Source organism: Pectobacterium jejuense (assembly GCF_026800125.1).
GTDB classification, from domain to species: domain Bacteria; phylum Pseudomonadota; class Gammaproteobacteria; order Enterobacterales; family Enterobacteriaceae; genus Pectobacterium; species Pectobacterium jejuense.
Genome location: NZ_JAPQKX010000001.1, coordinates 119,506 through 144,372, shown reverse-complemented (window position 1 = coordinate 144,372; position 24,867 = coordinate 119,506). Strand labels below are relative to the sequence as shown.

27 protein-coding genes are annotated in these 24,867 nt (G+C 53.3%); 14 read left to right on the top strand and 13 right to left on the bottom strand.

Translation table 11 applies throughout. From position 1 onward, the window contains the following. Positions 1-73 precede the first annotated feature (73 nt). The 4 genes from NXT09_RS00605 to NXT09_RS00590 all read right to left on the bottom strand — a co-directional run bounded on the left by NXT09_RS00605 (position 74) and on the right by NXT09_RS00590 (position 3,507). A complete protein-coding gene (locus NXT09_RS00605; RefSeq protein WP_240585001.1) occupies positions 74-613 on the bottom strand; it encodes a DUF2058 domain-containing protein in 540 nt (179 codons plus the stop codon). 171 nt (positions 614-784) lie between these two features. Then, the gene (locus tag NXT09_RS00600; RefSeq protein WP_268578497.1) at positions 785-1,267 is read right to left on the bottom strand and encodes a cold-shock protein; all 483 of its coding nucleotides are present in this window, start codon (positions 1,265-1,267) and stop codon (positions 785-787) included. 161 nt (positions 1,268-1,428) lie between these two features. Continuing rightward, entirely contained in the window at positions 1,429-2,865 is a 1,437-nt protein-coding gene (locus NXT09_RS00595; protein WP_268578496.1) for a glycoside hydrolase family 1 protein, read from the bottom strand. A 195-nt stretch (positions 2,866-3,060) separates the two neighbouring features. Then, the gene (locus NXT09_RS00590) at positions 3,061-3,507 is read right to left on the bottom strand and encodes a helix-turn-helix domain-containing protein (RefSeq protein WP_205551133.1); all 447 of its coding nucleotides are present in this window, start codon (positions 3,505-3,507) and stop codon (positions 3,061-3,063) included. A gap of 66 nt (positions 3,508-3,573) precedes the next feature. Here NXT09_RS00590 and NXT09_RS00585 point away from each other — a divergent pair, with 66 nt between their 5' ends. The 3 genes from NXT09_RS00585 to NXT09_RS00575 all read left to right on the top strand — a co-directional run bounded on the left by NXT09_RS00585 (position 3,574) and on the right by NXT09_RS00575 (position 6,397). Then, the gene (locus NXT09_RS00585) at positions 3,574-4,809 is read left to right on the top strand and encodes an MFS transporter (RefSeq protein ID WP_268578495.1); all 1,236 of its coding nucleotides are present in this window, start codon (positions 3,574-3,576) and stop codon (positions 4,807-4,809) included. A gap of 167 nt (positions 4,810-4,976) precedes the next feature. Then, the gene (locus NXT09_RS00580) at positions 4,977-6,176 is read left to right on the top strand and encodes a multidrug effflux MFS transporter (protein WP_268578494.1); all 1,200 of its coding nucleotides are present in this window, start codon (positions 4,977-4,979) and stop codon (positions 6,174-6,176) included. Between the two features lie 50 nt (positions 6,177-6,226). After that, a complete protein-coding gene (locus NXT09_RS00575) occupies positions 6,227-6,397 on the top strand; it encodes a hypothetical protein (RefSeq protein WP_268578493.1) in 171 nt (56 codons plus the stop codon). A gap of 70 nt (positions 6,398-6,467) precedes the next feature. On the opposite strand, the gene NXT09_RS00570 is transcribed toward NXT09_RS00575, so the two are convergent. Further along, positions 6,468-7,103: an NAD(P)-dependent oxidoreductase gene (locus NXT09_RS00570; protein ID WP_268578492.1), complete on the bottom strand. Its 636-nt coding sequence runs from the start codon at positions 7,101-7,103 to the stop codon at positions 6,468-6,470. A 56-nt stretch (positions 7,104-7,159) separates the two neighbouring features. Next, positions 7,160-7,585: a DoxX family protein gene (locus NXT09_RS00565; protein ID WP_268578491.1), complete on the bottom strand. Its 426-nt coding sequence runs from the start codon at positions 7,583-7,585 to the stop codon at positions 7,160-7,162. Between the two features lie 89 nt (positions 7,586-7,674). On the opposite strand from NXT09_RS00565, the gene NXT09_RS00560 reads away from it, so the two are divergent. Then, the gene (locus tag NXT09_RS00560) at positions 7,675-8,067 is read left to right on the top strand and encodes a winged helix-turn-helix transcriptional regulator (RefSeq protein ID WP_235776296.1); all 393 of its coding nucleotides are present in this window, start codon (positions 7,675-7,677) and stop codon (positions 8,065-8,067) included. Positions 8,068-8,082: 15 nt separating this feature from the next. On the opposite strand, the gene NXT09_RS00555 is transcribed toward NXT09_RS00560, so the two are convergent. Beyond that, a complete protein-coding gene (locus NXT09_RS00555) occupies positions 8,083-8,421 on the bottom strand; it encodes an ArsR/SmtB family transcription factor (protein WP_095994191.1) in 339 nt (112 codons plus the stop codon). A 52-nt stretch (positions 8,422-8,473) separates the two neighbouring features. On the opposite strand from NXT09_RS00555, the gene NXT09_RS00550 reads away from it, so the two are divergent. Continuing rightward, positions 8,474-9,478 (top strand): threonine ammonia-lyase, encoded by a 1,005-nt coding sequence (locus tag NXT09_RS00550; RefSeq protein ID WP_268578490.1) that lies wholly within the window; start codon positions 8,474-8,476, stop codon positions 9,476-9,478. Between the two features lie 35 nt (positions 9,479-9,513). On the opposite strand, the gene proR is transcribed toward NXT09_RS00550, so the two are convergent. After that, positions 9,514-9,816 carry a transcriptional regulator ProR gene (gene proR / locus NXT09_RS00545; protein WP_174877502.1) on the bottom strand — a complete coding sequence of 101 codons (303 nt, stop codon included), beginning with the start codon at positions 9,814-9,816 and terminating at the stop codon, positions 9,514-9,516. 349 nt (positions 9,817-10,165) lie between these two features. Further along, entirely contained in the window at positions 10,166-10,606 is a 441-nt protein-coding gene (locus NXT09_RS00540) for a winged helix-turn-helix transcriptional regulator (protein WP_370690887.1), read from the bottom strand. A gap of 102 nt (positions 10,607-10,708) precedes the next feature. On the opposite strand from NXT09_RS00540, the gene NXT09_RS00535 reads away from it, so the two are divergent. Both NXT09_RS00535 and yghU read left to right on the top strand, forming a co-directional pair. Then, positions 10,709-11,320 (top strand): NAD(P)-dependent oxidoreductase, encoded by a 612-nt coding sequence (locus NXT09_RS00535; RefSeq protein WP_044203472.1) that lies wholly within the window; start codon positions 10,709-10,711, stop codon positions 11,318-11,320. 164 nt (positions 11,321-11,484) lie between these two features. Continuing rightward, on the top strand, positions 11,485-12,324 hold the full coding sequence (gene yghU / locus NXT09_RS00530) for a glutathione-dependent disulfide-bond oxidoreductase (protein ID WP_010298718.1): 840 nt from the start codon (positions 11,485-11,487) through the stop codon (positions 12,322-12,324). Positions 12,325-12,439: 115 nt separating this feature from the next. On the opposite strand, the gene NXT09_RS00525 is transcribed toward yghU, so the two are convergent. Continuing rightward, the gene (locus NXT09_RS00525) at positions 12,440-13,408 is read right to left on the bottom strand and encodes a chemotaxis protein (RefSeq protein WP_095699050.1); all 969 of its coding nucleotides are present in this window, start codon (positions 13,406-13,408) and stop codon (positions 12,440-12,442) included. 542 nt (positions 13,409-13,950) lie between these two features. Between NXT09_RS00525 and NXT09_RS00520 the strand changes: the two genes are divergently transcribed. From NXT09_RS00520 to NXT09_RS00500, 5 genes are read left to right on the top strand one after another with little or no spacing between them, the layout of a single operon-like run. Further along, positions 13,951-14,613, top strand: coding sequence for a DUF3313 domain-containing protein (locus NXT09_RS00520; RefSeq protein WP_268578488.1), 663 nt, complete (start codon positions 13,951-13,953; stop codon positions 14,611-14,613). A 34-nt stretch (positions 14,614-14,647) separates the two neighbouring features. Next, positions 14,648-15,283 (top strand): paraquat-inducible protein A, encoded by a 636-nt coding sequence (locus NXT09_RS00515; RefSeq protein WP_268578880.1) that lies wholly within the window; start codon positions 14,648-14,650, stop codon positions 15,281-15,283. Next, positions 15,273-15,896 carry a paraquat-inducible protein A gene (locus tag NXT09_RS00510; protein WP_268578487.1) on the top strand — a complete coding sequence of 208 codons (624 nt, stop codon included), beginning with the start codon at positions 15,273-15,275 and terminating at the stop codon, positions 15,894-15,896. The genes NXT09_RS00515 and NXT09_RS00510 overlap by 11 nt, the downstream gene beginning before the upstream one ends. Next, positions 15,893-17,539 carry a PqiB family protein gene (locus tag NXT09_RS00505; RefSeq protein WP_268578486.1) on the top strand — a complete coding sequence of 549 codons (1,647 nt, stop codon included), beginning with the start codon at positions 15,893-15,895 and terminating at the stop codon, positions 17,537-17,539. The genes NXT09_RS00510 and NXT09_RS00505 overlap by 4 nt, the downstream gene beginning before the upstream one ends. Continuing rightward, positions 17,536-18,180: a PqiC family protein gene (locus NXT09_RS00500; protein ID WP_268578485.1), complete on the top strand. Its 645-nt coding sequence runs from the start codon at positions 17,536-17,538 to the stop codon at positions 18,178-18,180. The genes NXT09_RS00505 and NXT09_RS00500 overlap by 4 nt, the downstream gene beginning before the upstream one ends. Here the strand turns inward: NXT09_RS00500 and NXT09_RS00495 are convergent. After that, positions 18,158-18,772, bottom strand: coding sequence for a TetR/AcrR family transcriptional regulator (locus NXT09_RS00495; RefSeq protein WP_268578484.1), 615 nt, complete (start codon positions 18,770-18,772; stop codon positions 18,158-18,160). The two genes, NXT09_RS00500 and NXT09_RS00495, sit on opposite strands and share 23 nt — an antisense overlap. A gap of 493 nt (positions 18,773-19,265) precedes the next feature. Between NXT09_RS00495 and NXT09_RS00490 the strand changes: the two genes are divergently transcribed. Next, positions 19,266-20,003, top strand: coding sequence for a LuxR family transcriptional regulator (locus NXT09_RS00490; RefSeq protein ID WP_205551164.1), 738 nt, complete (start codon positions 19,266-19,268; stop codon positions 20,001-20,003). A gap of 33 nt (positions 20,004-20,036) precedes the next feature. On the opposite strand, the gene NXT09_RS00485 is transcribed toward NXT09_RS00490, so the two are convergent. Both NXT09_RS00485 and NXT09_RS00480 read right to left on the bottom strand, forming a co-directional pair. Continuing rightward, entirely contained in the window at positions 20,037-21,842 is a 1,806-nt protein-coding gene (locus NXT09_RS00485; RefSeq protein ID WP_268578483.1) for an ABC transporter ATP-binding protein, read from the bottom strand. Next, positions 21,842-23,680: an ABC transporter ATP-binding protein gene (locus NXT09_RS00480; protein WP_370690886.1), complete on the bottom strand. Its 1,839-nt coding sequence runs from the start codon at positions 23,678-23,680 to the stop codon at positions 21,842-21,844. The genes NXT09_RS00485 and NXT09_RS00480 overlap by 1 nt, the downstream gene beginning before the upstream one ends. Before the next feature lie 214 nt (positions 23,681-23,894). On the opposite strand from NXT09_RS00480, the gene NXT09_RS00475 reads away from it, so the two are divergent. Beyond that, positions 23,895-24,863: a helix-turn-helix transcriptional regulator gene (locus NXT09_RS00475; RefSeq protein ID WP_306417418.1), complete on the top strand. Its 969-nt coding sequence runs from the start codon at positions 23,895-23,897 to the stop codon at positions 24,861-24,863. Positions 24,864-24,867: the final 4 nt, after the last annotated feature.

Sequence of the window (24,867 nt, the reverse complement as noted above, 5' to 3'; positions counted from 1 at the left end):
GTTGAGTCATACATAGCCTTAATGAAAAGCCCGTAAGGGCTTTTCATCTATATACGCATCGGCAAAGCGTTAATTACCACATTAAATCATCAGGCACTTTAAAATCAGCATACGGATCGTCTTCGTCTTGCTCTTCCTGACTCAGCGCACTATTTAATACAATACTGCTCGCATCTCGCTGTGCAATTTTATCGGCTACGATCGCGGGAATAATCGCGTATTCACTCTCGCTGCTGCCATCAACCACCAAACGAGCAATAGCGAGACGGCCGCTAATCAGCTGAGCCTGCGTCAGCTTATCCACAGTTATTTTTTTAATTAAATTATTATCTGTGAAGTTAAAACCAATATCGCCTTTTGAAATATTGATTCTGTTCATTTCAATGAGCTGCTTCACCTGCGCTTTATACTCTTTAGATAAAACAGCTTGTTTTTGTTGTTCGCTTAGCTGCTTATCACGCTCAAGCTGTGCTTTTTTATTTTCTTCCACAGCCTCTCTTGCTTCACGAGCCTGAACGCGTGATTTTTTCGCCGTTCTTTGGACTTTGGCCATTTTTTTGCTGGTCACTAATCCCGCTTTTAGCATCTGCTCTTGTAAGGTGAGCTTTGTCATCTTCGTTCCTAAACCCGTTGAATAATTTGTAGGATTATACCTGTAATTTTTGGGGTAGTACCAGATTGCAGCGCTGTGCGGCTTGAGTTTGGAGGGAGCTAGCGGAAACAATGCCGAAATTCTGCTGGTGAGTGGCGCAGAGATTTCGGCACAGGGTCAGTCCGAATGATTTCAGACCTTGAGCATTTTCACCGTGGCATCGATGTCTATCTCATCTTCCGAGAAGATTAACGTCGTTCCCTGGAAGGTAGTGATCGCCAGTTTTTTCAGCGAGCGCATTTCACCCGGCTTAGCGGTTGATTTCGGCCTGATACTATTCATCAGTATCCCCACAGACAGCACCACATTTTCTTTATCAATACTGGTGTCGGCGGGCACTTCTTCGCTGTAAACCAGATAAGACTTGATCGACGTGAGCTTAAGGCGCTCACCTGCAATATAGATGTATTTACTTTCCGGCACCACTTTCACAGCATAAGCTGACAACCCCTTGTTATTCGTGGTGGGTTCGAAAGTGACCTCCGCATCTTTCTTAATCAGATCAGGATTGGCGACCTTAATCACATGAAAATAACGGTTATCGCCGTTTTCATCTTTGATAAATCCAAAACCTTTATCTTTAAACCAGGTTGTGATCGTTCCGTTCATCGCCATTGTCGCCTACTTAATCGTTTATCTACTCAGTTTTTGCAGCGCGCAGTGTAAAGCACAATGCCTGCGCAGACTACGTCTTTGGGTTAAGTCTGGACGATAAATTTCTGGTCTGCGAAAAAACATTCCCGATGCCGATCCCCTCAGCATCGGGAAGCCTTCATTTAGCTGATATCACTACCGTTAGTGGCAATCACTTTCTGATACCAATGGAACGATTTCTTTTTATAGCGGTTGCCGCTGCCGGAAATCGTGTCATCCAGTTCGACGTAGATAAAACCGTAGCGTTTGCTCATCTCGCCGGTAGACATGCTGACCAGATCGATGCAGCCCCACGGGGTATATCCCATCAGCTCAACACCGTCGGCAATCGCGTCTGCCATTGCTTCGATGTGCTGACGCAGATAGTTGATACGATAGTCATCGGCGATGTAGCGGTCTTCATCCGGCTTATCCACTGCGCCCAGACCGTTTTCGACGATAAACAGCGGTTTTTCGTAGCGGTCATACAGTTGGTTGAGCGCAATGCGCAGCCCTATCGGATCGATTTCCCAGCCCCACTCACTGGCTTCCAGGAACGGATTGCGCGCCCCGCCCAGCAGGTTGCCGTGGGCTGCCGCCGCATCTGGATCAGTTTTGTAGGTGGTGGAAGACATGTAATAACTGAAGCCGATATAGTCGACAGTGTGCTGTTTAATCAGCTCCAGATCTCCCGGCTGAATATCCAGCGTGACGCCCAGCGACTGCCACAGGCTTTTCGCATAGTAGGGATATTTCCCGCCCGCCTGCACGTCCGCGCAGTAAAAGTTAAATGACTGAGTCTCTTTCAGCGCCGCCAACTGATTGATAGGGTTACAGTCATAGGCGTAATTCGTGGCAAACAGAATCATGCAACCGATCTGAATCTGCGGATTGGTCTCATGCGCAATTTTCACCGCCAGACTGCTGGCGACAAACTGGTTATGCCACGCCTGAAATTTGGCCTGTGGATCCAGCGCACCGGTTTGTACCGTCAGACCCTGACTCATGATCGGGAAGTGGGCAGCGCCGTTGATCTCGTTAAAGGTCATCCAGTACTTCACTTTATGCCCGAAGCGCTCCAGCACCGTACGAGCAAAACGCTCGAAGTGGCCGATTAACTCACGGTTTTTCCAGCCGCCAAAAACGGTGGCAAGATGCAGCGGCATCTCATAGTGAGAGATCGTAATCACGGGCTCGATGCCGTGGGCGATACAGGTATCGATCACCTGCTCGTAGTGACTCAGCCCCGCTTCGTTGGGCTCCAGCTCAACGCCGTTCGGGTAGATGCGCGTCCAGGCAATGGAGAAGCGATAGCATTTGAAACCCATCTCGGCAAACAGCGCAATATCTTCACGGAAGCGATGGTAGTGATCGATGCCTTTATGGTTAGGATAAGTGTAGCGCTGCTCATCCAGCGTGAAGTCAAACGCGTCGGAAGCCACGATGTTTAAACGCGCTTTGCCGCCGGGAATGGCGTCAACAATCGACAGCCCTTTGCCGTCGATATTGTAGGCCCCTTCGACCTGATTCGCGGCGGTAGCCCCACCCCACATAAAGCCGTGCGGAAATCTTTCGCTCATGGCACTTATCCTTTATCAATGCTGATTATTTAATGTCGTGGGTCTGCCTGACGTTGACTTGATTCAGCGCGGCCCGAATGGCAGAAATTCTAGAGGAAAAGCGAGGGCAAGAACAGAAATAAGAAACCGGTTGCATATCCGGTGCGCGCGAGTCTTCTCGCGTAAGAAAATCCGCCACGGATAGCGGATTACACGTTATTTTTTCGTCTTCTGGGGAGCCTTTCGAATGGCTGGCTTGCTCGTTTTATCCCGTCTTCGGTGCGTGGTTTCAACGAGCTTCCTGAACGTCGGACACTCCATATGCGATGGCGCAGAACAGTCGGCAACGTGCCGCAGCGTGTCGCGCAATATCTTCAACTCATGGATTTGCCGATCGATTTCGTCGGCCTTCTTATGCAACGCGGTGCGGGGCAAGTCCGGCATCCCATCCTTGTTAAACATGCCGGCGATTTCTTGCAGTGAGAACCCCGCCGACTTCCCCATCGTAATCAGCCTGAGTTGCAGCAGCACGTCGGCAGGAAATTGCCGCCGAAGCCCATGTCGGGACACCGAAGCAATCAGCCCAATTTCCTCGTAATAACGTAGCGCCGAAGGCTTGATTCCACTCTTCTCCGCGATTTCGCCTATATCCAGAAATTTCATGCTTGACCTCAAGTCGACTTTAATTTGTAGCATGCTCTGGAACCCACATTCTGACAAGGATAAAAAATGACAATTAACCAACCGGGCGAACCAGAGCAGGCCACATCGGGGGTCACCATTACACTGGCACTCGCAATCCTGTCGGCCTCGCTGGGAACAAGTATTGCCAATATTGCCCTTCCGACGCTGACAGCGGTATTTTCAGCGCCCTTCGCGCAGGTGCAGGCCGTTGTCATCTCCTACCTTGCGGCCATGGCGCTTTCGGTTGTGCTCGCAGGTCGCCTTGGCGATCGCTATGGGCTGAAGCCCGTTTTCATTGCAGGTCTTGGACTTTTCGCCCTCGCTTCGCTGCTGTGTGCCATTGCCCCCCAGCTGTGGCAACTTATCGCGGCAAGAGCACTTCAGGGGATCGGTGCGGCCTTCCTGATGACGCTCGGCATGGCACTGCTGAGGCAAACAGCCGGTGAGAAGCATGTCGGGCGAGCGATGGGGATACTGGGAACGGTGTCCGCACTGGGTACCGCGCTTGGCCCTTCTGTCGGCGGCTTCCTGCTTGCGATAGCAGGATGGCGTAGCCTGTTCTGGATACAGATCCCGCTGGTCACGATCGTTTTGTTCATGGCTTTTACCCTACTGCCGGCCACGCCGGTGAAGGAAAAGGCTGCGCAATCAGGAGGATCGCCGTTGCGGAACACCACACTGTGGCCGAATCTCACGATTAATGCGGCCGTCACCGCCATTATTATGACGACGTTGATCGTCGGCCCCTACTACCTTGGTCTGGGTCTTGGACTGAAGGAAACGCTGGTGGGACTGGTGATGGCCATTGGCCCTGCCGTTGCGACCTTTAGCGGGATTCCATCAGGGCGACTGGTCGATAGCTGGGGGTTTAAACGGGCTCTTACCGCCGGGCTCTCTCTTGTGGTGACGGGCACCTTCATGCTGGCGATCTTGCCCAATCTGCTCGGCGTCACGGGATACATTCTTGCCATTGTTGTCTTGACGCCCGGCTATCAGCTCTTTCAGGCGGCCAACAACACCGCTACCCTCGCTGAGGTTCCAAGCCAGCAGCGCGGTACGGTCTCTGGCCTGCTTAACCTGTCGCGCAATATTGGGTTGATCGCGGGTGCTTCAATCATGGGACAGGTCTTCGCTCTGGGGGTCGGCACGGAAGATTTTACCCATGCCGCCCCCGCTTCCCTCGCGAATGGCATGCAGCTAACCTTCTTTCTGGCTGGCGGTATGGGGCTTGTTGCCATCGCATTCGCTTACCTGCCACGTTGGAAGCGTGCCGTACAATAATGCTTAAACCTACACCTTTTAAATTCACGGGGCTTACGCCCCCTTCCTCACTTAAATCACCGCTGATTCATGAGCGCCACTCATAACGCCTATCCTGCCGAACCCGATTATCACCAGACACAATCCCGATAAGATAGTCCGAAGAATATAAGACCCAATGGATAGATATGACTCAAGTTCAAACCCGCCCGGAAAAAGCATCAGGACTATTTTTTATTGCCATTCTTAGTGCACTGATGGCATTCACGTCGTTATCGACAGACATTTATTTGCCCGCCATGCCCGTCATGGCAAAAGATTTACAGGGCAATGCGGAGCTGACCATCACCGGCTTTTTAATCGGCTTTTGCATCGCACAGCTGATTTGGGGGCCGTTAAGCGATCATCTGGGGCGTCGGGTGCCGCTGTTTATTGGTATGGTCCTATTTATCATCGGTTCTGTCGGCTGCGCCCTGTCTACGGATATGTCGCAAATCGTTTTTTGGCGAGTCTTTCAGGCACTGGGCGCGTGTACCGGCCCGATGCTGGCTCGCGCGATGATCCGCGACCTCTTTAGCCGCACCCGCGCTGCGCAAATGCTCTCGACGCTCATTATCGTGATGGCCATTGCACCGATTGCCGGGCCACTTCTCGGCGGACAGCTGATTAAAGTAACATCATGGCATGCCATTTTCTGGCTGCTGGCGGTGGTTGGTATCGCCATGCTGATTTCATTACGCTGGCTACCTGAAACGTTACCCGAAGATCGGCGGGTGAAGGCGTCGTTGCCCAGCGCCTTTCGCAACTATTATGCCCTGCTGACGAACGCTAACTTCATGCGTTTCACCTTATGCCTGACGTTCTATTATGTTGCCGCCTACGCCTTTATTACCGGTTCGGCCTTTGTCTACATCACCTACTTCGGGGTTGATCCACAGCACTACGGCTGGCTATTTGCGCTGAATATCGTCGGCGTGATGGGAATGAGCGTGGTGAACCGTCGTCTGGTTCAGCACTACTCGCTAGAGAAACTGCTTAAATTTGCTGTACTGATCGCCACCGCTGCCTCTTTCGTTCTGGCTATCGGCACGAAACTGCATATCGGGGGAATGGCTCTGATTGTGGTTTCGGTGTTTGTCTTCTTTTCGATGAACGGCATCATCGCCGCCACTTCCACCGCCGCCGCGCTTGATGCGGTACCGAACATTGCCGGTTCAGCGTCCGCCCTCATCGGATCGCTACAGTACGGTAGTGGGATTATTTCCTCGTTATTGCTTGCGCTGCGAAGCGATGGGACACCGTGGACGATGGCGTGGATCATCGCCTTATTTACCTTAGCCAGTGCGCTAATCGCGCTGACCGCACGAGTCACAAAAACGGACAGTTAGCGAAGCACGCATCAAATCTGTCCATCATCGGAACGATAAGGAACCTGACCATGACTGACGAACATGATTCCACCCGAAGGATGCTGATTAGCGCACTGGCAGGATTAACACTGACGCATGTCGCCCTGCCCTCTGCTGCTGATGTCAGAAATAATCCCAAGATACGCCCCAAACCGGATAGAGGGTTTAGTCCAAAGGATAATCGTGCCAAATCAGCATGAGTTTATGAGCAGTGATCATGAATCAAGGCCTCGATTTATGATCACACGCGCACACTACTCTAGACGCATTTCATTTCGTGCTAATTCCCGGAGCCCTGTTTATGAATTGATCATCCAGTAATTGATCGAACATAAACGTGGCTAATGCCTCACGGGATAACGTCATGGTGTGTTTGGTTTTGCCATAAAGCCCCACATTAAGGGGGCCCGAGGCGGGATGGTTATTAAGAAAGGCAACGCGGACCAACGTCCACTCTACTTCCGAGGCGCGGATTGTTTTTGCGAGAGCAATAATATCCTGATAAGCACTTGCCATCATTATTTTGATCAACCATGCAGGAAACCGAATTCTCCAGTCTGAACCGTCGTCCGGGTCAGCCGCCGTTCCGGTCGAAACCGCAATCAGACGGGTGACATTTTCCTGCTTCATCACCGTAATAATGGATTGCATCGCTCGGGTAATCGGTAACGTGTTGGGGTGCTTCAACGCGGTTGGACCAAGCGCGGACAACACGGCATCTGCGCCCTGAATCGCATCTTTCAGCGCTTCTTTGTCGGTCAATTCGCCGCGAATAACACGGACGTTTGGATCGTCAAATAAAGAACCCGTGCGCGCAAACACCGTCAGTTCTATTCCGCGTTTAAGACCCTCGGAAATCAAATAACGCCCTGTTTTCCCCGTCGCACCAAACAGTGTCACTTTCATGTTGCTCCCTTATATCTTGATAAAATGTGAAAGGCCAAAACGAACGACGCTTCAGGTCAGTACGCACTCCCCTTCGCGCTACTCGTCAGATGGTGTTCTGTGCCGATATCGCCATAAGGCGAAGGAGTCTCACGCGCCGCATTTTGGGTAGCAAAGGACGCTATCAACAATACGAGCCCTAGCCCTGCCGGTAAGGCACCACCAGGCTTACGTACGCCAATGTGCGCAATAGCCGAAAGATGCAGATGAAAGAACATGCCCGCATAGGCCAGATCGCTGAGCGGCACGCTAATGCGGGAAAGGATGGTAGCGACAGCGAGGATCTTCACTGCGGTGAGGATCGGCACAAGATAGCCGGGGTAACCAAAGTCAATTATCGTCTGGCGGACCCACTCCCTTTTGGTGAGGTATATCGTCGCTGAGGCGATATACAGCAGTGATAACAGTGCGGTACTGATCCAGTAAATGTAGTGTGCTTGCATGACATTTCCTCACGGGTGTTTTCCAACGTTGGTGCAGAATGTCTGCTAACATGAATTACCGCAAGTAGGATGAAATAGTGATGGTTAGTATGGAAAACAAGACTAATGGCAATCCTGAGATCAACATGCACGAGGAAATGCGCCGGGCATTTGGGCTGCTGGCAGGCAAGTGGAAGCTAGAAATTATGTGGCTGCTCAATCAACGGATTTATCGCTTCGGAGAGCTCCGAAAAGCGATACCCGGCATTACGCAACACATGCTGACAGCTCAACTGCGTGAGCTGGAAACGGACGGTCTGGTATCTCGCACCGTTTTCGCGGAAGTCCCTCCACGCGTCGAGTATGAAATTACGGATAAGGCTCGCGGGCTTGGGCCGACGATGCAGGCGTTAACCGCATGGTGGATGGAATACGGCCAAACGGTGCCCGTAAAACCTGCTGCGCGGGGACGCACAGCCAGGCCAAAATCGCAGGGAAAGTAATACCTTGAGCGCCCCTTACTGCTGACGAGAGGCAGTCTTGGCCAGTTCAGATAATACGGCGGTCGCCTCATCTAAACGCTCAGGGACGAGTTTGTAGAACACCCAATTTTTGATGCGTTTCGATGTGACAATCCCGGCTTTTGAAAGATATTGAAGATGGCCGGTGACGGTTGGCTGGCTCAAGCCAATTTTCTCAGTGATAAAACCGACACAAACCCCATCGTTAACCAGATCCCCGTCCTGCTGTTCCGGGAAGTGTGCGCGGGGATCGGCGAGCCATTCCAAAATAATGAGCCGTTGCTCATTGCCGAGCGCTCGCAGCAAATCGGCCGTTGTCGTCACATGCTTGTTCATATAGCTAAATACCTATATAGTCATTTCCATATACAGCTGATTGGAGAATACTATGACAAGCAAACACCAAAGGGCAACCGACTCTGTAACGTTGAAGGATATTTACGCCGCCTCTCAGCAGATCAAGGGAACAATAAGCAGGACACCGCTGGATCATTCGCCACCGCTATCCTCCCTTGTTGGTGCGGAAATCCGACTCAAAATGGAAAACCTCCAGCAGACCGGTAGCTTTAAGCTGCGTGGTGCGGCAAACGTGCTTGCCAATCTGGATGCAGAACAGCGCCGCGCTGGCGTCATTGCCCCAACGGCAGGAAATCATGGATTAGGGCTCGCCTATGCCGGGCAGGTTGCGAGCATCCCCGTAACCATCTTTTTGCCACGCGCGGCAGATCCCATGAAGGTCGCAGCCATGAAAAGCTGTGGCGCACATATTACGTTCTTTGATGACATCGAAGAAGCGAGGCAGGCGGCTATCGCAGCGGCGCAGCAGTCAGGTGCCGCCTTCGTTTCTGCCTACGACAACCCGCATATGATTGCAGGCGGTGGCACTGTCGGTTTTGAAATCATGGAGGACTGGCTGGATGCAGAGATTATTCTGGTGAACATCGGCGGCGGCGGGCTCATCTCCGGGATTGCGACAGCGGCCAAAGCAATCAATCCCGCGATCGAAGTGTGGGGCATACAAAGTGAAGCGAGCCCGACGTTCGCCCGCTGGAAAGAAGCGGGTGAAGCGATTTCCGTCGATCTGGCCCCCTCCATCGCCGAGGGCGTGAGTGGCTATATAGAGCCCAGCGCGATGACCTGGCCGCTGGTTCGTGATCGCGTCGATCGCGTGCTCACCGTCTCAGAAGACGAAATCAAAGCAGCGATGCTGTCAATGCTCGATCTGCATCGCCATGTTGTCGAGCCTTCAGGGGTGCCCGCTGTCGCGGGAGCCATTCGCTACGCGAAGGAGATTGGTGGACGCAAAACCGTCTGCGTCATCACCGGCAGGAATATTTCGAGTTCACGCTATCTCACGCTGCTTAATGACGCAGTAACCCGAGTGGACAAATAGGGTAGCCCCTCTTTGCTACCATACGAGATGGGGCGTTACAGCGTGAACCCGTAGTGAGAACCGTCCGGCAGTTCAACATCAAGGCGTAGTTTACTGCCGGTCGCCTCAACATAGCGTTTGAGTGTAGAAAGTTTCAGATCGCGGCCGGGTTTTTCCATTCCCGCAATGGTCGGCTGTTTTAAGCCAAGCACCTGCGCCATTTCCACTTGCGTTTTTTGTACCCTCTCACGCAGTTCGGCGAGATGAATATTGAGTAACATGTCTGCCGCTATAGCGTGAGCATCGGCGGCGACATCTGGTTTTTCATCCGCAAGAAGCTGTTCCAGCGTTCTGCCCATAGCATTACCCCTTCTTCTCTGATTTTTTCAGATACTTTGTGAATTCCCGATCGGCAAGCGGGATCATCTCATCATAAAAGCGCTGAACCAGTTATCAAACACGTCCGTCGTTTCAATTTTCCACACTGGGCCACCTCTAATATAGCTCAAATGCTATATAGGTTAAAAGCTATAATGTGAATAATGACGTGATAACAAACGACATGCACCGACACAACTAAAGAAGCCGAAGCGACATTCCAGATTTACGATGCAAGTGAAATGACATGCTGGCCTCGTGCGAACAAGGTCGCACAATGCCGTGATATGTCGATTGGATAGAGCAATTGATTAAGCGTCAAATGGCGATTCAGACATCGCGCAGTCTGGCCTGACGGCGAGAGCGGCAAATTTCGGCATGGTTCTTATCAGCCCACTGAATCAACAACTGCATGGGTTGCAAAAAGGAGTGCCCTAATGGTGTCAGCGTGTACTCCACGCGCGGGGGAACTTCCGCATAGATCGTCCGATGTATGAATCCATCAGCTTCGAGTCGTTTTAGCGTGCGTGACAGCATCTGACGCGAAATATCGTCGATATGGCGATGTAATTCGTTAAAACGCAGCGTCTGTTGCGCCAGCGCTTCCAGTATTAACAGACTCCACCGATCGCCGATGCGATCCAACACATCACGGATCGGACAAGGATGATCAAACGCGGAATCGTCGGCGTTTTCCGCTGGCGATGTTTTTTGGCTAACCGCGTCATGGTTGAGGGTGTCATTAGTCATTGTTGTGTGACCTAGTTGCATACTGGTGACTTCTTGTAGGGAGAAAGCCGGGAATGTACCATCCAGATTCTCTATAGTCTATTTTTGTTACTTAGTCCCAAAACAAGATAATAAGGAGTCTACATGTCACATATCGCTCTCATTGGCGCCTCAGGCGATGCCGGTTCACGCATTCTTAAAGAATTATCGGACCGTGGGCATACGGTCACCGCCATCGCACGCTCGCCAGAAAAAATTGCTTCACTGCCGAACGTTACCGCTAAGCAGGGTGACGCGCTGGACAAAGATGCGCTGGTCGCATTATTCAAAGGACATGACGTCGTGGTCAGCGCCGTTAAATTTGGTTCGTCCGATCCAGCTACCCTGATTGCAGCCGTTAAAGCTGCAGGCGTGAAACGCTATCTGGTCGTCGGCGGCGCGGGGAGCCTTGAAATTGCACCCGGCCAGCGCCTGATCGATCAGCCAAATTTCCCTGATGCTTATCGTCCTGAAGCCTCTCGCGGCGCAGCTTTCCTTGACTTGTTAAAACAGGAAAACGATCTTGATTGGTCGTTCCTTTCACCGTCCGCCGAATTTGTTCCGGGTCAACGCACAGGCACCTTCCGCCTCGGCAAAGACACGCTGCTGAGTAACGATAAAGGCAGCAGCATCTCCTTCGAAGACTATGCCGTTGCGCTGGTTGATGAAATTGAAAACCCGGCACACTCTCGTCAGCGCTTTACCGTCGGCTATTAAGCCTTGAAGGCAATCCGCACATTGACTTCTTCCCTCAGCAATGTGCGGATCTCGCGTTATATCCTAAATAAGTAGAGATAGAACAGAACGGTATCAGCGAGCTGCGTGAGTTTGTTATGGTGTTGACTTAACTCGCTCTCTTTTCATGCATAAGGAGATTTTGAATGGCTACGTCCCCAACCTATGTGCCGCCAAAAGTCTGGCAGCCCGCCTCTTCCGGCGGTGCTTTCGCCAATATTAACCGCCCAATCGCTGGCCCAACGCACGAAAAAGCGCTGCCCGTTGGCAAGCATCCACTTCAGCTTTACTCGCTGGCAACGCCAAATGGCGTGAAAGTGACAATCATGCTGGAAGAGCTGCTGGCGCTAGGCCATTCGGGAGCAGAGTACGATGCCTGGCTGATTAAGATAGGTGATGGAGATCAGTTCTCCAGCGGGTTTGTCGACGTCAACCCGAACTCCAAGATCCCCGCCTTGCTTGACCAAAGCGGCGAAAAACCGGTTCGCGTGTTCGAGTCCGGTTCCATTCTGGTGTATCTGGCCGAGAAATTTGGCGCGCTGCTGCCGAACGACCTCGCCACGCGTACTGAAACCTTGAACTGGCTCTTCTGGCAGATGGGTTCCGCCCCTTACGTTGGCGGTGGGTTCGGGCACTTCTACGCCTACGCGCCGGAAAAATTTGAATACCCGATTAACCGTTTCACGATGGAAACCAAGCGTCAGTTGGATGTACTCAACCGTCGACTGGCAGAGAGCCGTTATCTAGCAGGTGACAGCTACACGATTGCCGATATCGCCGTCTGGCCGTGGTACGGCGGGCTGGTACAAAACGCGCTTTACTCCGCCGGAGAGTTCTTATCCGTACACGACTATACGCATGTGATTCGTTGGGCTGACGAGATTGCCGCTCGTCCGGCAGTGATTCGCGGTCGTAAGGTCAACCGCACCTGGGGCGAAGAGTCTGAGCAGGTCGCCGAGCGCCATCAGGCATCTGATTTGGATTAATCTTCTGCTACCAGATCAATACTGGCCGTATTCAATGACTAAAAAAATCGGCCTCTGCCCTCTCCCGTCAAGGAGGAGGCAAAGGCCGAATAGGGTAATTCGCGCGATTGACTAATTAGCGGCGTTTCACTTTATTCAGTACCGTCTGAATCGCCGTCGACAGTTCATTGATCTCGAATTTCGCGACGTAAGCATCTGCGCCAACATTGCGTACGTGATCTTCATTCGCGCTACCAGACAGTGAAGAGTGAATCACCACCGGGATATTCTTCAGGTATTCTTCACGCTTGATATTTCTTGTCAGCGTAAAGCCGTCCATTTCCGGCATTTCCAAATCGGTCAGGACCATTGAGATCTTATCCGAGATAGGTCGGCCTTCCGACTGTGCTTCTAGCGCAATTTGTCGAATCTTGTTCCAGGCATCCTGCCCGGTGATGTGCATACTAAACGGAATGCCCATCTGGGTTAGCCCCTGCTCAAGCAGCGAACGAGCGACTTTGGAATCTTCCGCGACAATCGCAATCGCACCTGGCGTATAAGGGTAAATTTTCTCTTCTGCGTTCTTGAGCTTGGTTTCGCGATCGCCAGGAATGATATCAAACAGAATCTGTTCAACATCCAGCACCAGCGCCAGACGGTTGCTGTCTTTGTCGTTATCAAGACGCGCAATACTTGTGATATAGGAGCTGCTCACGCCCGCTTCAGCGGCCAGAACCTGACTCCATTCCAGACGCACGATATCGTCGACTGACTCCACGGCGAATGCCTGCGTACTACGCGCATACTCCGTGATAAGGAGGATGTTCAGGCCAGTTTCCGATGAACTGCCGACTACGGCAGGAAGATCGATAACGGGAATGATTTGTCCACGAATGTTGACCATACCCAGCATCGGCGATTTCATGCCAGCCGCTTTGGTCAGCGTAGGCATCGGCACGATTTCACGCAGCTTAAACACGTTGATGCCAAACAGCTCAGATTTGCCACCTTCGGGTGATTTGCCCAGCTGGAATAATAAGAGTTCAAATTTATTAGCAGAGGTGAGGTTTGTTCTCTCATCAATTTCTTTTTGAAAATTATCCATGCTTTCCTCAGTGCGAGTCATTGTCATTATAGGTATACCGTAACCAGGCAACATTCGAGATGTGAGCAAACAGGAACCAACATCCGACCGCTCCACTGTACGTGATAGTCGTGTTCTTTAATCTTATCCAGCGTCAAACGTAAATATTTGTTAAGTGTGTCAACCTTATCATCCAACGATGCTAATCATCGGACCAGTAGACGGATATCAGCCCTCTTCAGTATAACAGTCGGCTAGCATCCTTAAGGTGCAGATAACATTCCCTGAATCATTAATATCGGCAGAATTTGCCAACACCTTATCCCAAATCGTGACAGAAATGTTGCCTGAGAAGAAAACCTCACACCTCTCTTGACAGCGCAGTCAGAAAAAACTAAAAACATACCGTACAGTTCAGTTTTATAAAAAGTACGCATGCCGACATTTACGCATAGCAACCGTGACGGTGCTCTGGCACCTCAGCGGCTGGCGTGGCTGGACGTCGTGTGGCTAAGGCTGCGTGTTATCACGCTATTTCGCGGTTCTCTTTACAGGATTCTCATATGTTCACATTATCCCGGGTTGCACGTCCTACCGTATTGGCTCTGGCTGTCGTACTCGCGGGCTGCGCGAGTAATCCCCCCGTGCGCTACAGCGGCATCGCATCGTCTTCGCAATTGGCGCAAAACACCGGTGAGCACGCGGATCGCATTCCTTACCGCTACACCACGCCCGTCGACTGGACGCAATACACTCACATCATCATCGACCCGGTCAGCATTTATCAGGGCAGCGATAACCAGTTCAAGGACATGTCACAGCAGGACAAGCAGTCGCTGGCCGCCTATATGCAGGATACGTTCAGTAAAACCTTGCGCTCCCGTTTCAACGAAGTGACCTCGCCTGCCCCCGGCACATTGCGGCTGAAACTGACGCTGACGGGGGCCGATACCACAACACCGGTTGCCGGCACGTTTACCAAATTCGACCTGGCTGGCGGGCCATACAACATCGTGCAGTCCATCCGTGGCAAAGAAGGTCTGCTCAACGGATCCGTGAACTATGCCGTTGAAATTTATGATGCGACGACCAACAAACTGCTCAATGCCTATGTCGCGAAGCAGTACCCGAACGCCATGAACGTCAGCGCCAGCGTGGGTGCACTGAGCGCCGCAGAGGTCGGTATCGATAAAGCGGCTGAAGAACTGGCTGACATGCTGAAGTAAGCGGAAAACGACTATCACGGTGCGGAACAGCATGATGACAATCTATCCCCACTTAATTATCTGTCCGCACTGTGACAGCGTGCATCATTACCGAGCGTTAAACCCCGGTGAGGCGGCACGCTGCACGCGCTGTCAGGCCACACTGTATCGTTCAGGCTGGATGAATATCGGGCATCGGCTGGCACTGATACAAACGGCGGCCATCCTGTTTTTTATCGCCAATAGCTATCCGGTACTGAGCGTTAGTTTCCATGCGCTACAGAATACGGCCACGCTGTGGCAAGCGGCGCTCGCATTGGCTAACGGGGCAACCTTGCCGCTGGCGATAGGCTGTTTTTTTCTCCTGATTATTGCCCCCTTTCTGCAAATCATGCTGACTGGCTGGGTGCTGATGTTCGCTAATCAAGGCCGCTGCGCCCCCGGTTTTATTCCTGTAATGAAGATACTGCTGTGGCTTCGTCCCTGGAGCATGCTGGAAATTGCGACGTTGGGTTTTCTGATCGCCGCCATCAAGCTCTCCGGTTTTATGCAGGTGATGCCTGGGGCAGGCTGTTGGGCGCTGGCGGCGCTGATGCTGCTGCTCGTCGTCGTCAACAGCGTGGACCTTCGCCCACTGTGGTCACTGGTGCCCACGGACGGTAACCGCAGCGTGGTCAGCCATGAAAAGTAATCCGTCCCCCCAACCGTTGCCGTTGGTCGCCTGTCCGGTATGCGGGCTCGTCTGTCAGCATGATGCCGACTCGCACGATGCGGTACGTTGCCCACGCTGCCGGTCGCGGCTGACGCCTTCCCACAAAGACAGCACCGCGTACTCTTCCGCGCTGCTGGTTGCCGCGCTGATTTTCTATATCCCCGCCAACGTGTTACCCGTGATGTACACCCGTCTGTTCGGACTGGGGAGCGAAAGCACCATCTTAAGCGGCGTGATGGATTTCTGGCACAGCGGCGATTACGGCATCGCCCTGCTGATCTTTACCGCCAGCATTGTCATCCCCTGTATGAAATTTCTGATTCTCGGCCTGCTGCTCGTCATGTCTCGCCAAAAAAGCCGTAAGGCGATGGCCGAGCGCGCGACACTGTATAGGCTAACGGAATGGGTGGGTTACTGGTCCATGCTGGATGTCGTCATCATTGCCGCCGTTTCTGCGCTCGTCAGATTTCCACCGCTGAGTGAAGCGGAACCTCGCAGCGGCATTCTTTTTTTTGGGCTGGTGGTGGTACTGACCATGTTATCTGCCATGAGCTATGACCCGCGTCTTATCTGGAAAGGTGACAAGAAATGATCGACGAACAACCCGGCGAGCCGGTGATTATCCGCCAACGCTGGCGAATCTCATTAATCTGGCTGGTACCGGCACTCGCCATGCTAACGGGGCTCGCTATGCTGATTCACACCTGGTCGGATACCGGGCCGGAAATCGTGATTTCTTTTCAGAGCGCAAGCGGCCTTGAGGCGGGCCGCACCGTCGTCAAATATAAAGACGTCGTGATAGGCAGTGTAAAAGACATCTCGCTGAGTCAGGACAGCCAGCAGGTTCTCGTCACGGTACAGCTCAATAAAAATGCGGAAAATCTGGCGCGTACCGATAGCCGTTTTTGGGTGGTTCGCCCACGCGTCGCTATCAACGGTGTGACAGGCATCGATACCCTGCTTTCCGGCGCTTACATTGGAGCCGATAAAGGCGAATCGACTCAGGGAGAAACTCGCTTTATCGGTTTAGAGTCGCCGCCCGCGGTAATTAACGGCATGCCGGGCAGCCGTTTTGTCATTCAGGCGGACGATCTCGGATCGCTGGATAGCGGTTCGCCGGTTTACTACCGCCGCATCCCCGTCGGCCGCGTCGCGTCTTACCAGTTGAATCGCGATGGTCGCAGCGTCCAGCTTCAGGTTTTCATTGATGCGCCCTATGACCACTTTGTTACACCCAATACCCGCTTCTGGAATGCCAGCGGGGTGGATCTCTCGGTGGACGCCAACGGTTTTCGCCTCAAAACACAAACCCTCGCTGCCGTCATGACTGGCGGCATCGCGTTTTCCACGCCCGATCTGGACAACACGATTGCCCGACCGGAACCGCTGACCACCTACAAACTGGCGAGCGATCGGGAATCAGCCCTGTCACCGCCGGATGGTCCCCCCATCTCCTTCAAACTCCGCTTTGACCGTTCGCTGCACGGCCTGGAGATTGGTGCGCCCGTGGAATTCTCCAGCGTCAAAATCGGCCATGTCACTGCTATTGAGCTGGATTACAGCAAAACGGGCTATCGCTTTCCAACCGTCGTCAGCATTGACGTGTTTCCTAACCGGCTCGGCAACGTGCTGGATAAGTTACCTAAGCAGGCGATGTCGCTCGAACAGCAAACTGCTGAGTTTACGCGCGATCTGGTTGAACACGGTCTGCGTGCACAGGTGGCACCGAGCAATTTGCTGACCGGACAGCTTTATATCTCACTCGATTTTGTGCCTGATGCGGCGAAGACACCGTTTGATCTCAACGCCCGCCCGTTAGTGCTGCCCACCGTCGATGGGGGATTCGATCGGTTACAAACGCAGATGGCGAGTATCATCGGCAAGATCGATAACCTGCCGCTGGATGCAATCGGCCGCAACATGAACACCACGCTGGTAGAAGCCAATAAAGCGCTGCGACAGGTTAACGGACAGACATTGCCAGAGGCTAATCGGTTGATGAAACAAATGCAGCAGGCCACACGCCGCGCACAGGATGTTCTGGAAGAGGATTCGCCGCTGCAACTGGGCATCACGCAGTCACTACAGGAAATTCAGCGCACCTTGCGCGCCCTGCGCAGCCTAGCCGAGCAGATTGACCGTCATCCGGAGTCGCTGCTGCAAGGGCGACCAAGTGATTCATCGTCGGCAGCATTGAACCGCGATCCCCTTTCCCGAGAAGGATCTTCAAGATGAAACGAGTGGCATTATTGTTATCGCTTACCGTTATGGCGTTGCTGAGCGCCTGCTCGTCGCCTCCGGTACGTTACCACACGCTGCTGACGCCCGCCTCGCCAGCTGCAACGCTATCCTTTATGACAAACACAACACATGCAGCACCCTTTTTTATCGATGTGCTGCCCGTTGGTGTCCCAGCACAGCTTGATACGTCGCAGCTCGTTATTCGACAGGGTGATAGCGGTGCCGTCGTGCTGGATAATGACCGTTGGCTCAGCCCGCTGAGTGAGGAAATCCGTACCGCGCTTTCCGCCGATCTGACGCAGCGTCTCAACACGCAGGATGTTTCAGGATTGGTACGTTCGGCAGACACGCCGGTGGTCAGAATTCAGCTTCAGGTTCGGCGATTTGATAGCTGGCCCGGTCAATCGGTGACGTTTGACGCCGACTGGAGCCTAAGCGCCGTTGGAAAAGAAGATGAGCGCGCACGGTTGATCTGTCGCAGCCAGTTTACCGAGCAGGCGGCGAACAGTGATACCGCCATGCTGCACGCTCAGCAGCAGGTCATCACGCGGCTAGCGGAGCAAATCGCCGCAACGGCGACTCGCTGGATGCCGAATCGCCAAGGCACCTGCTCTACGCCGCCGCCCCGGCCATAAACATACTGACCGCATCCCCGACGATCTCGCGGATGCGGTCGAGGCTTATTGGCTGTAAATGACGGTGGAATATGCGGTCATCGATTTCTGCCGTCAGCAGCGCCAAAAACTGTAACGCCCGCAAACGTGGGTTTCCCGGCTTAAGTTCCTGCCGTGCTATCGCCGCCGCCATCAGTTCAGACAGCTTATCAACGTTTTCTTTCGGGCCAGAATCATAAAACAGCGAACCAATATCGGAATGCCCGGCCTCTGCCACCACCATCCGATAAATTGCCATCGCGCTGCTATCGTTGGTCAACACGTACAGAATGCGTTCGCCGAAGCGCGACAGCTGTACGTCCAGCGTTTCGGCTGCCAGCGTGTCCGTCATCAGCTCCGCCGTTGCCTCGGACAGATGCATGGTCGCATGTTCACGAACGACAGCCGTAAACAGTTCTTCTTTGGTTGAAAAATAGCCATACAGCGTCGCCTTGGAACCACCGACCCGCTTCGCCAGCTCATTCATGGTGGCGCGTTCATAGCCCATTTCCTGAAAAAGCAGCGCCGCTGTTTTCACGATAGCCTCACGGCGAGCCTTAGTGCGGACTTTCATCACCACTCCTGCCAGCCGATGCTGACGAGCAAAATAGAATTCGATATAGCAATATTATCAAAACATTAGCCTCGCCGCCGCCTCTTTACACAACGCAGCATTGCAGCCTGTAACAACGAGAGAAGAACGAGAAAGGCATGACGATGAACAGCAAAGTACGACGGGGGTTGATAAGCGAAAACGGATTATTTACTATCCAGCTCCGAATGAAGGGATAACTGTTTTTAGGGTGCGTGGCTTGACACCACACACCCTAAATTCAGTAGACAGAACAGGAACAAAATTATGGGTAATTCCCTGGGTTGGCAAATCAATTTGTAACAATTTTTTAAAATTTACTTTCTTGAATTTTTTTATAAATTGTCCTGTTCATGAAAAAATTATAAGTGATATCATGGGGTAACAGTAGTTAGACTTAGGTATAGGTCAGCACTATACTTTTAGGATGCCATCTATATCATAGGTACTTTCTTGCTTTTATTGAGGCCGTTACATGTCTGTATTTTGCTCTGACAATGAAATTATCAATAACACGATAAAAAGCTATCTCGGCCGAAAATTAAAGCAATATGGCGACCTGAAATACGCCTACATGATCATGAACAAGAAGAACCCCTCTCAGGTTGTGATCATCTCAAATTACCCGCAGGAATGGGTTAATACCTATAAAGAAAATAACTATCAGCATATTGATCCGGTTATTTTGACGGCGATAAATAAAGTCTCGCCGTTCTCCTGGGAAGACAACATCGTTATTAACTCTAAGCTGAAGTTTTCCAAGATTTTTAATCTGTCAAAAGAGTACGATATTGTTAATGGCTACACCTTTGTCTTGCATGACAACAATAATAATCTGGCGGCGTTATCGATTATGTTTGAAGAACACGCGCCAACGGATATGGAAAATATTGTTGAAGAAAACAAAGACAAACTGCAAATGCTGCTTATTGCCGTTCATGAGAAAATCACCAATCTTTACAAAGAGATGACGCAAAGCCCGCAGAGTAAAAAGCAAGGTGACAAAGAGATTTTCTCCCAGCGCGAAAACGAAATTCTGTACTGGGCCAGCATGGGAAAAACCTACCCGGAAATTGCGCTGATTCTGGATATCAAAATCAGCACCGTGAAATTCCATATTGGTAATGTAGTAAAAAAACTGGGCGTGCTGAATGCCAAACACGCCATCAGGCTGGGCGTAGAATTACAGCTCATCAAGCCCGAACCGTTATAATCCCATCAAATCTATCCCCCCTCGACATACCCCTTAAGCATGGGCATGGTGGGATAGGCTCTTACTCTTCTGCTGCGCGTTCCACAACGCGCGATAACGGCCTTCAGCATGCAGTAATTCATTATGTGTTCCCTGCTGGGAAATCCCCCCATTCTCGACAACCAAAATTCGATGTGCGCCCACAATTGTCGATAGCCGATGCGCAATGACAATCACCGTCTTGTCCTGAACCAGCCTGTCAATCGCCCGCTGTACGGCGAGTTCGCTTTCGGTATCCAACGCCGCCGTCGGTTCGTCCAAAATCACAATCGGCGCGTCCTTCAATAAAGCTCGCGCAATCGAAATACGCTGCCGTTCACCGCCGGATAATCTGCCGCCGATATCGCCCAGCCGCGTTTGCCATCCCTGCGGCAGTCGCTGAATAAAGTCCAGACACTGTGCAGCCTCGGCAGCTCGCTCGATCTCTGTGTCGCTGGCATCCGGGCGTGCCATCCGAATGTTTGCCAGCACGGAATCATCAAACAAATAGACATCCTGAAATACCACGGAAATCAGCTTATTCAATTCACGGGTTGGAATGTGGCGAATATCCACGCCGCCGATACACACACGCCCATGTTGCGGATCCGCATGACGCATGAGCAGTCTCGTTATCGTCGTTTTCCCCGAACCCGACGGCCCGACCAACGCCGTCATCCCCTTCTCCGACAGCGCAATATCTACCCTATCGAGCACCGCCTCAGCCTTGTCCGCATAGCGAAAACTCACCTGCTCGAACGTGATCGCATACGTCGTCGGCATCTCAACAGGCTGGTGTACGGGAAGCGGTTCAATCGCCAGCAGATCGTCAATGCGATGCAGCGCCGTATCAATCAGTTCCAGCACGGCCGTATAGCTGACAAACGTCGCCAGCGGTTCAGAGAAACGTACTACAATCACCATCATCGCAGCGACGATAGCTATATCCCACGCGCCTACCACAACGCCGCTGATTCCCAAAATCAGCACACCTTGCAGGCTCAACTCCACGACGCTAGTAACCACTGCGCCGGGTTTGGCACCGCTGCGGTGAGCCGACGTTTGTATCTGCTGTAGGTGCTGAAAACGCTGACGCAGCGCCGACGTACGTTCAGCCTGCTGACAGCTGGTTCTCAGGACGGCGAGCCCCTGCACATATTCCACGATATCGGCGCTGGTTTGCTGATTCACCTCCGCCAGCGCCTGCATCGTGCGGGCAAATGTCGGTCGCCGCCAGCGATAAAGCAGCGCGATAGCGGGAAAGATCAGCAACAGACTTACGCCCAGTCGCCACTCCACCATCAGCATGACGAGCGCTATCACGACGGGCGTCACGATAGCCAGCAGCAGTTGGTTTACTATCGCCAGCATATAGTTCAGGTTCTCATCCACGCTGCCCAGCAGCAGCACGTTGATATCCCCCGCCCTTGCGGACTGAAGCGTGGTTAGCGGCATGCTCCGCAGCTGTTCTCCCAGACGCATACGCAGTTCATGAGTTGCCGCCGCAAGCTGCCCACGATATTCAAACCCTTGACCATACCAGCGCAGCACCAACGTCAGCAGGCTCAGGAGTGTCATGAACGCCAGCCACATCGCTATCTCGCGGGAAGCCGCCGCATGGGCAAAAGCCGACAGCAGCGGAAACAGACACGCCAGCGCCAGTCCCTGCGTCATCGCCGCCGCCAGCAGGCTTAAGCAACACCGACGGAACAACCGAGACTGTGAACCCGTCACCCGCTCCAACTGACGATACGTGTGCCACCACGCGGATAGCCGCGTCGTTATGGCGGAATGGTTTATGACGGTATGGTTTTTGTTCATCACGCGCGATCTCCTGACTGCCCGTTGCTCGACGATGTGCTACACGGTGCGCTGCCTAGTGCCCAGTTCTGCGCCTGCTCATAGTGTTGCCACAGTGCGCTATAGCGGCCTTGTGCCGCCAGTAGCGCCTCATGCCGACCCGATTCACTCAGCCGTCCACGATCGAAGACCACGATCTGGTCAGCATCACGAATTGTCGACAGACGGTGCGTCACCATAATGACCGTCTTCCCCTGCATCAGGACGCCAAGTGCCGCCAGCAGCGCCGCCTCGTTTTCCGGGTCGGCAAAGGCCGTCGGTTCATCCAGCACCAGAATCGGCCGGTTATGCAACAGCGCCCGCGCGATGGCGATACGCTGGCGCTGTCCGCCGGACAGGAACTGGCCGCGCTCACCGGCCAGCGTGTCGTAACCCTGCGGCAACGCCATGATAAAATCGTGCGCCTGCGCCGCCGTCGCGGCGGCTATCACCTCGTCCATGCTTTTTTCAGGCAAACCGAGTCGGATGTTATTAGCGATGGTGTCCGCAAACAGGAATGACTCCTGAAAAACAAACGACACCTGCTGCATGAGCGTGGCGGTTTTCATCTGCCGGATATCAACGCCGCCAATCAAAATGCGCCCGCCCGTTACATCCCAAAAGCGGGGAATGAGTCGCGCCACAGTGGTTTTCCCTGCGCCAGATGCCCCCACCAACGCCGTAACCGATCCTGCTGGCACCTGAAAACTGACGTCCTCCAGCACCCAGTCGCTCGTGTGCTGGTCATAGCGGAAACTCACCTGCTCAACGCTCACGCTGGCATCGACGGGCAAGGCATCACTTTCCGCTTCCGGCAGCGGCGATAGCGCCAGCACGTCCTGAATCCGGCTGATACTCAATCGGGTTTTCGCCACCATATGGTTCAGCGCCATCATCGGCATGACGGCCTCCGCCATGCCATTACCGAGCAGCAGCACCGCGACCCACAGACTGAAATCAAGATCGACGGCGTGATAGAAACCGTAGGCCACCCAGCACAGCACCAGCAGCGTTGGAAGCGGGTTAAGCACCGCGAAGGAGAAACGCGCCGAAAACCCCGCCTGCTGATACCAGCGCGTAAGCACGTCCAGATAATTTTCCAGCGCCTGCTGGTAGCGCCCAAACGTTGACGCGCCGGTATCGAAGGTGCGCACCACCGGCATCGCCTGCACAAATTCGATCACGGCGGTACTGACGTCCTCCCGCGCCTGGTTATAGCGCTGATTCATCTCACCGGCATTGCGCATCGCCAGCATCAGCACTACGGCACCGATGACCAGTACCAGCAAGGCGGCCAGCGCTAAACGCCAATCCAGCCAGAACAGTAACGCCCCCGTACACAGCGGTGCCACAAAGGCGCGGGCATAGAGCGGCGTGCTATCCGCCACAAACAGGTGGAGCGCTTTTACATCATCCTGAACGATCTTCGCCAACGAGCCAGTGCCCAAACGCTGCACCTCGCCCAGCAGGATCCGCGCCAGCTGTTCCGCCAGCGCGCTGCGAATCTGATTTTCCAGCCGAAATGCGGCGTAGTGAGACTGATTAAATGCCAGCAGACGTAGCAGATAACTGGCGCACAGGCACAACACAGCCCCGACCATCGTCAACAGCGGCCATGACGCAGGTTGCACGATCAGCAGTTGGATACTCCACGCCAGAAAAAGCAGAAATGCGATGCCAGCCAGAACCGACAGCCCCGACAGGCACATCGCCAGACGAATTTGCCCTCTTACGGGGTGCATAATGTGCCAGGCACGGTTCTGTGGCATAGAAGGCGGCGCGGCGGCAGATGAACCGCCCTCGACAGCGGAATGTGGCATAATTTTCTCTTTTCTCCTTCCCGCACAGTCGCTTACCCGTAACCCAAGCAAATCAACTCGACGGCGGCAATAAAGTCAGGAATAATAACTATTCTCAATTGCGTATCTACCCGATTCGAGCCGATTTCTACCCGAATCGGTACGGGTTTCTGTCATCAACTGCGGTGCGATGATCGTTCGATAACCGCAACCCGTATCTTCAGGAGTCTGTCCATTGAATGCCTCCCCACTGAAAGCCACCAGCGAGCCTGAAGTCACCATTTCGAATTTGATCGCGGAGCTGCACGTCGTGCGGCCGGATACCGGCGCGGACTGTAGCCTGCTGCGCGCGACGCTTCAGGAAGGGCTGGATATTCTGGTGTGGCGTGGGCAGTTCCGGCAGCCGACAACCATGCATTTGCACGACGACTGGGGACGCATCAATTTTTCCTGTTCGTTGCAGGGAGATTCGCAATTCTCGCTGAAAGGCGATCGGGGACGGGAGCACGTGCTGAAGCAAGATTCGGGCTGTATTAGCTACACCCCGGACTGTCAGGGCACGTCGTCCTACGCCGGACGGTTTGAAAGCGTCACGGTGTCGCTGAGCCCTGAACTACTGGCTAACTGGGTACCGGATCTCACCGGTAATCTGCGACAGCAGCTGGATTCCGGCCGACTCTGCACCCGCTGCGACTGCAATGCCGAAATGCGGGCAACCGCTCAGGTGTTAAGCCATGCGCTGTCCAGCCTGACGCACCCGCAGCAGGCCGGCGAAAACCGCCATGCGCCGCTGTGGCTACTGGGGCAAAGCATGATTCTGGTTAGCCTCGCCGTCGCCGGACATGCCGACACCGTTCCGCAGCAGGACACGCTCAGCCTGGCCGATCGCCAAAAGCTGCTGCGGGCCAAAGATCTGCTGCTGGCGGATCTGTCACAAGCCCCCACTATCGCCATGCTCTCCAGAGAAACCGGATTAAGCGTACTCAAGCTGAAACGCGGATTCCGCCAACTCTTCAATAACAGTATCTATGGGCTATTTCAGGCCGAACGTATGCAGGAAGCACGGCGTCGGCTGTTTGTCACGGGTGCGCCCGTCATGGTGGTTGCCACCGATCTGGGCTACGCCAACGCCAGCCACTTTAGCGCCGCCTTCCAAAAGCAGTTCGGCGTCACGCCTTCTGCTTTCAAGCGCCTGAACATTTAGCAGC

What these genes read in the sequence shown, in the direction of transcription:
- NXT09_RS00605 (WP_240585001.1), bottom strand. Translation starts at nt 613, where the DNA reads ATGACAAAGCTCACCTTACAAGAGCAGATGCTAAAAGCGGGATTAGTG.
- NXT09_RS00600 (WP_268578497.1), bottom strand. Translation starts at nt 1,267, where the DNA reads ATGGCGATGAACGGAACGATCACAACCTGGTTTAAAGATAAAGGTTTT.
- NXT09_RS00595 (WP_268578496.1), bottom strand. Translation starts at nt 2,865, where the DNA reads ATGAGCGAAAGATTTCCGCACGGCTTTATGTGGGGTGGGGCTACCGCC.
- NXT09_RS00590 (WP_205551133.1), bottom strand. Translation starts at nt 3,507, where the DNA reads ATGAAATTTCTGGATATAGGCGAAATCGCGGAGAAGAGTGGAATCAAG.
- NXT09_RS00585 (WP_268578495.1), top strand. Translation starts at nt 3,574, where the DNA reads ATGACAATTAACCAACCGGGCGAACCAGAGCAGGCCACATCGGGGGTC.
- NXT09_RS00580 (WP_268578494.1), top strand. Translation starts at nt 4,977, where the DNA reads ATGACTCAAGTTCAAACCCGCCCGGAAAAAGCATCAGGACTATTTTTT.
- NXT09_RS00575 (WP_268578493.1), top strand. Translation starts at nt 6,227, where the DNA reads ATGACTGACGAACATGATTCCACCCGAAGGATGCTGATTAGCGCACTG.
- NXT09_RS00570 (WP_268578492.1), bottom strand. Translation starts at nt 7,103, where the DNA reads ATGAAAGTGACACTGTTTGGTGCGACGGGGAAAACAGGGCGTTATTTG.
- NXT09_RS00565 (WP_268578491.1), bottom strand. Translation starts at nt 7,585, where the DNA reads ATGCAAGCACACTACATTTACTGGATCAGTACCGCACTGTTATCACTG.
- NXT09_RS00560 (WP_235776296.1), top strand. Translation starts at nt 7,675, where the DNA reads ATGGAAAACAAGACTAATGGCAATCCTGAGATCAACATGCACGAGGAA.
- NXT09_RS00555 (WP_095994191.1), bottom strand. Translation starts at nt 8,421, where the DNA reads ATGAACAAGCATGTGACGACAACGGCCGATTTGCTGCGAGCGCTCGGC.
- NXT09_RS00550 (WP_268578490.1), top strand. Translation starts at nt 8,474, where the DNA reads ATGACAAGCAAACACCAAAGGGCAACCGACTCTGTAACGTTGAAGGAT.
- proR (WP_174877502.1), bottom strand. Translation starts at nt 9,816, where the DNA reads ATGGGCAGAACGCTGGAACAGCTTCTTGCGGATGAAAAACCAGATGTC.
- NXT09_RS00540 (WP_370690887.1), bottom strand. Translation starts at nt 10,606, where the DNA reads ATGCAACTAGGTCACACAACAATGACTAATGACACCCTCAACCATGAC.
- NXT09_RS00535 (WP_044203472.1), top strand. Translation starts at nt 10,709, where the DNA reads ATGTCACATATCGCTCTCATTGGCGCCTCAGGCGATGCCGGTTCACGC.
- yghU (WP_010298718.1), top strand. Translation starts at nt 11,485, where the DNA reads ATGGCTACGTCCCCAACCTATGTGCCGCCAAAAGTCTGGCAGCCCGCC.
- NXT09_RS00525 (WP_095699050.1), bottom strand. Translation starts at nt 13,408, where the DNA reads ATGGATAATTTTCAAAAAGAAATTGATGAGAGAACAAACCTCACCTCT.
- NXT09_RS00520 (WP_268578488.1), top strand. Translation starts at nt 13,951, where the DNA reads ATGTTCACATTATCCCGGGTTGCACGTCCTACCGTATTGGCTCTGGCT.
- NXT09_RS00515 (WP_268578880.1), top strand. Translation starts at nt 14,648, where the DNA reads ATGACAATCTATCCCCACTTAATTATCTGTCCGCACTGTGACAGCGTG.
- NXT09_RS00510 (WP_268578487.1), top strand. Translation starts at nt 15,273, where the DNA reads ATGAAAAGTAATCCGTCCCCCCAACCGTTGCCGTTGGTCGCCTGTCCG.
- NXT09_RS00505 (WP_268578486.1), top strand. Translation starts at nt 15,893, where the DNA reads ATGATCGACGAACAACCCGGCGAGCCGGTGATTATCCGCCAACGCTGG.
- NXT09_RS00500 (WP_268578485.1), top strand. Translation starts at nt 17,536, where the DNA reads ATGAAACGAGTGGCATTATTGTTATCGCTTACCGTTATGGCGTTGCTG.
- NXT09_RS00495 (WP_268578484.1), bottom strand. Translation starts at nt 18,772, where the DNA reads ATGAAAGTCCGCACTAAGGCTCGCCGTGAGGCTATCGTGAAAACAGCG.
- NXT09_RS00490 (WP_205551164.1), top strand. Translation starts at nt 19,266, where the DNA reads ATGTCTGTATTTTGCTCTGACAATGAAATTATCAATAACACGATAAAA.
- NXT09_RS00485 (WP_268578483.1), bottom strand. Translation starts at nt 21,842, where the DNA reads ATGAACAAAAACCATACCGTCATAAACCATTCCGCCATAACGACGCGG.
- NXT09_RS00480 (WP_370690886.1), bottom strand. Translation starts at nt 23,680, where the DNA reads ATGCCACATTCCGCTGTCGAGGGCGGTTCATCTGCCGCCGCGCCGCCT.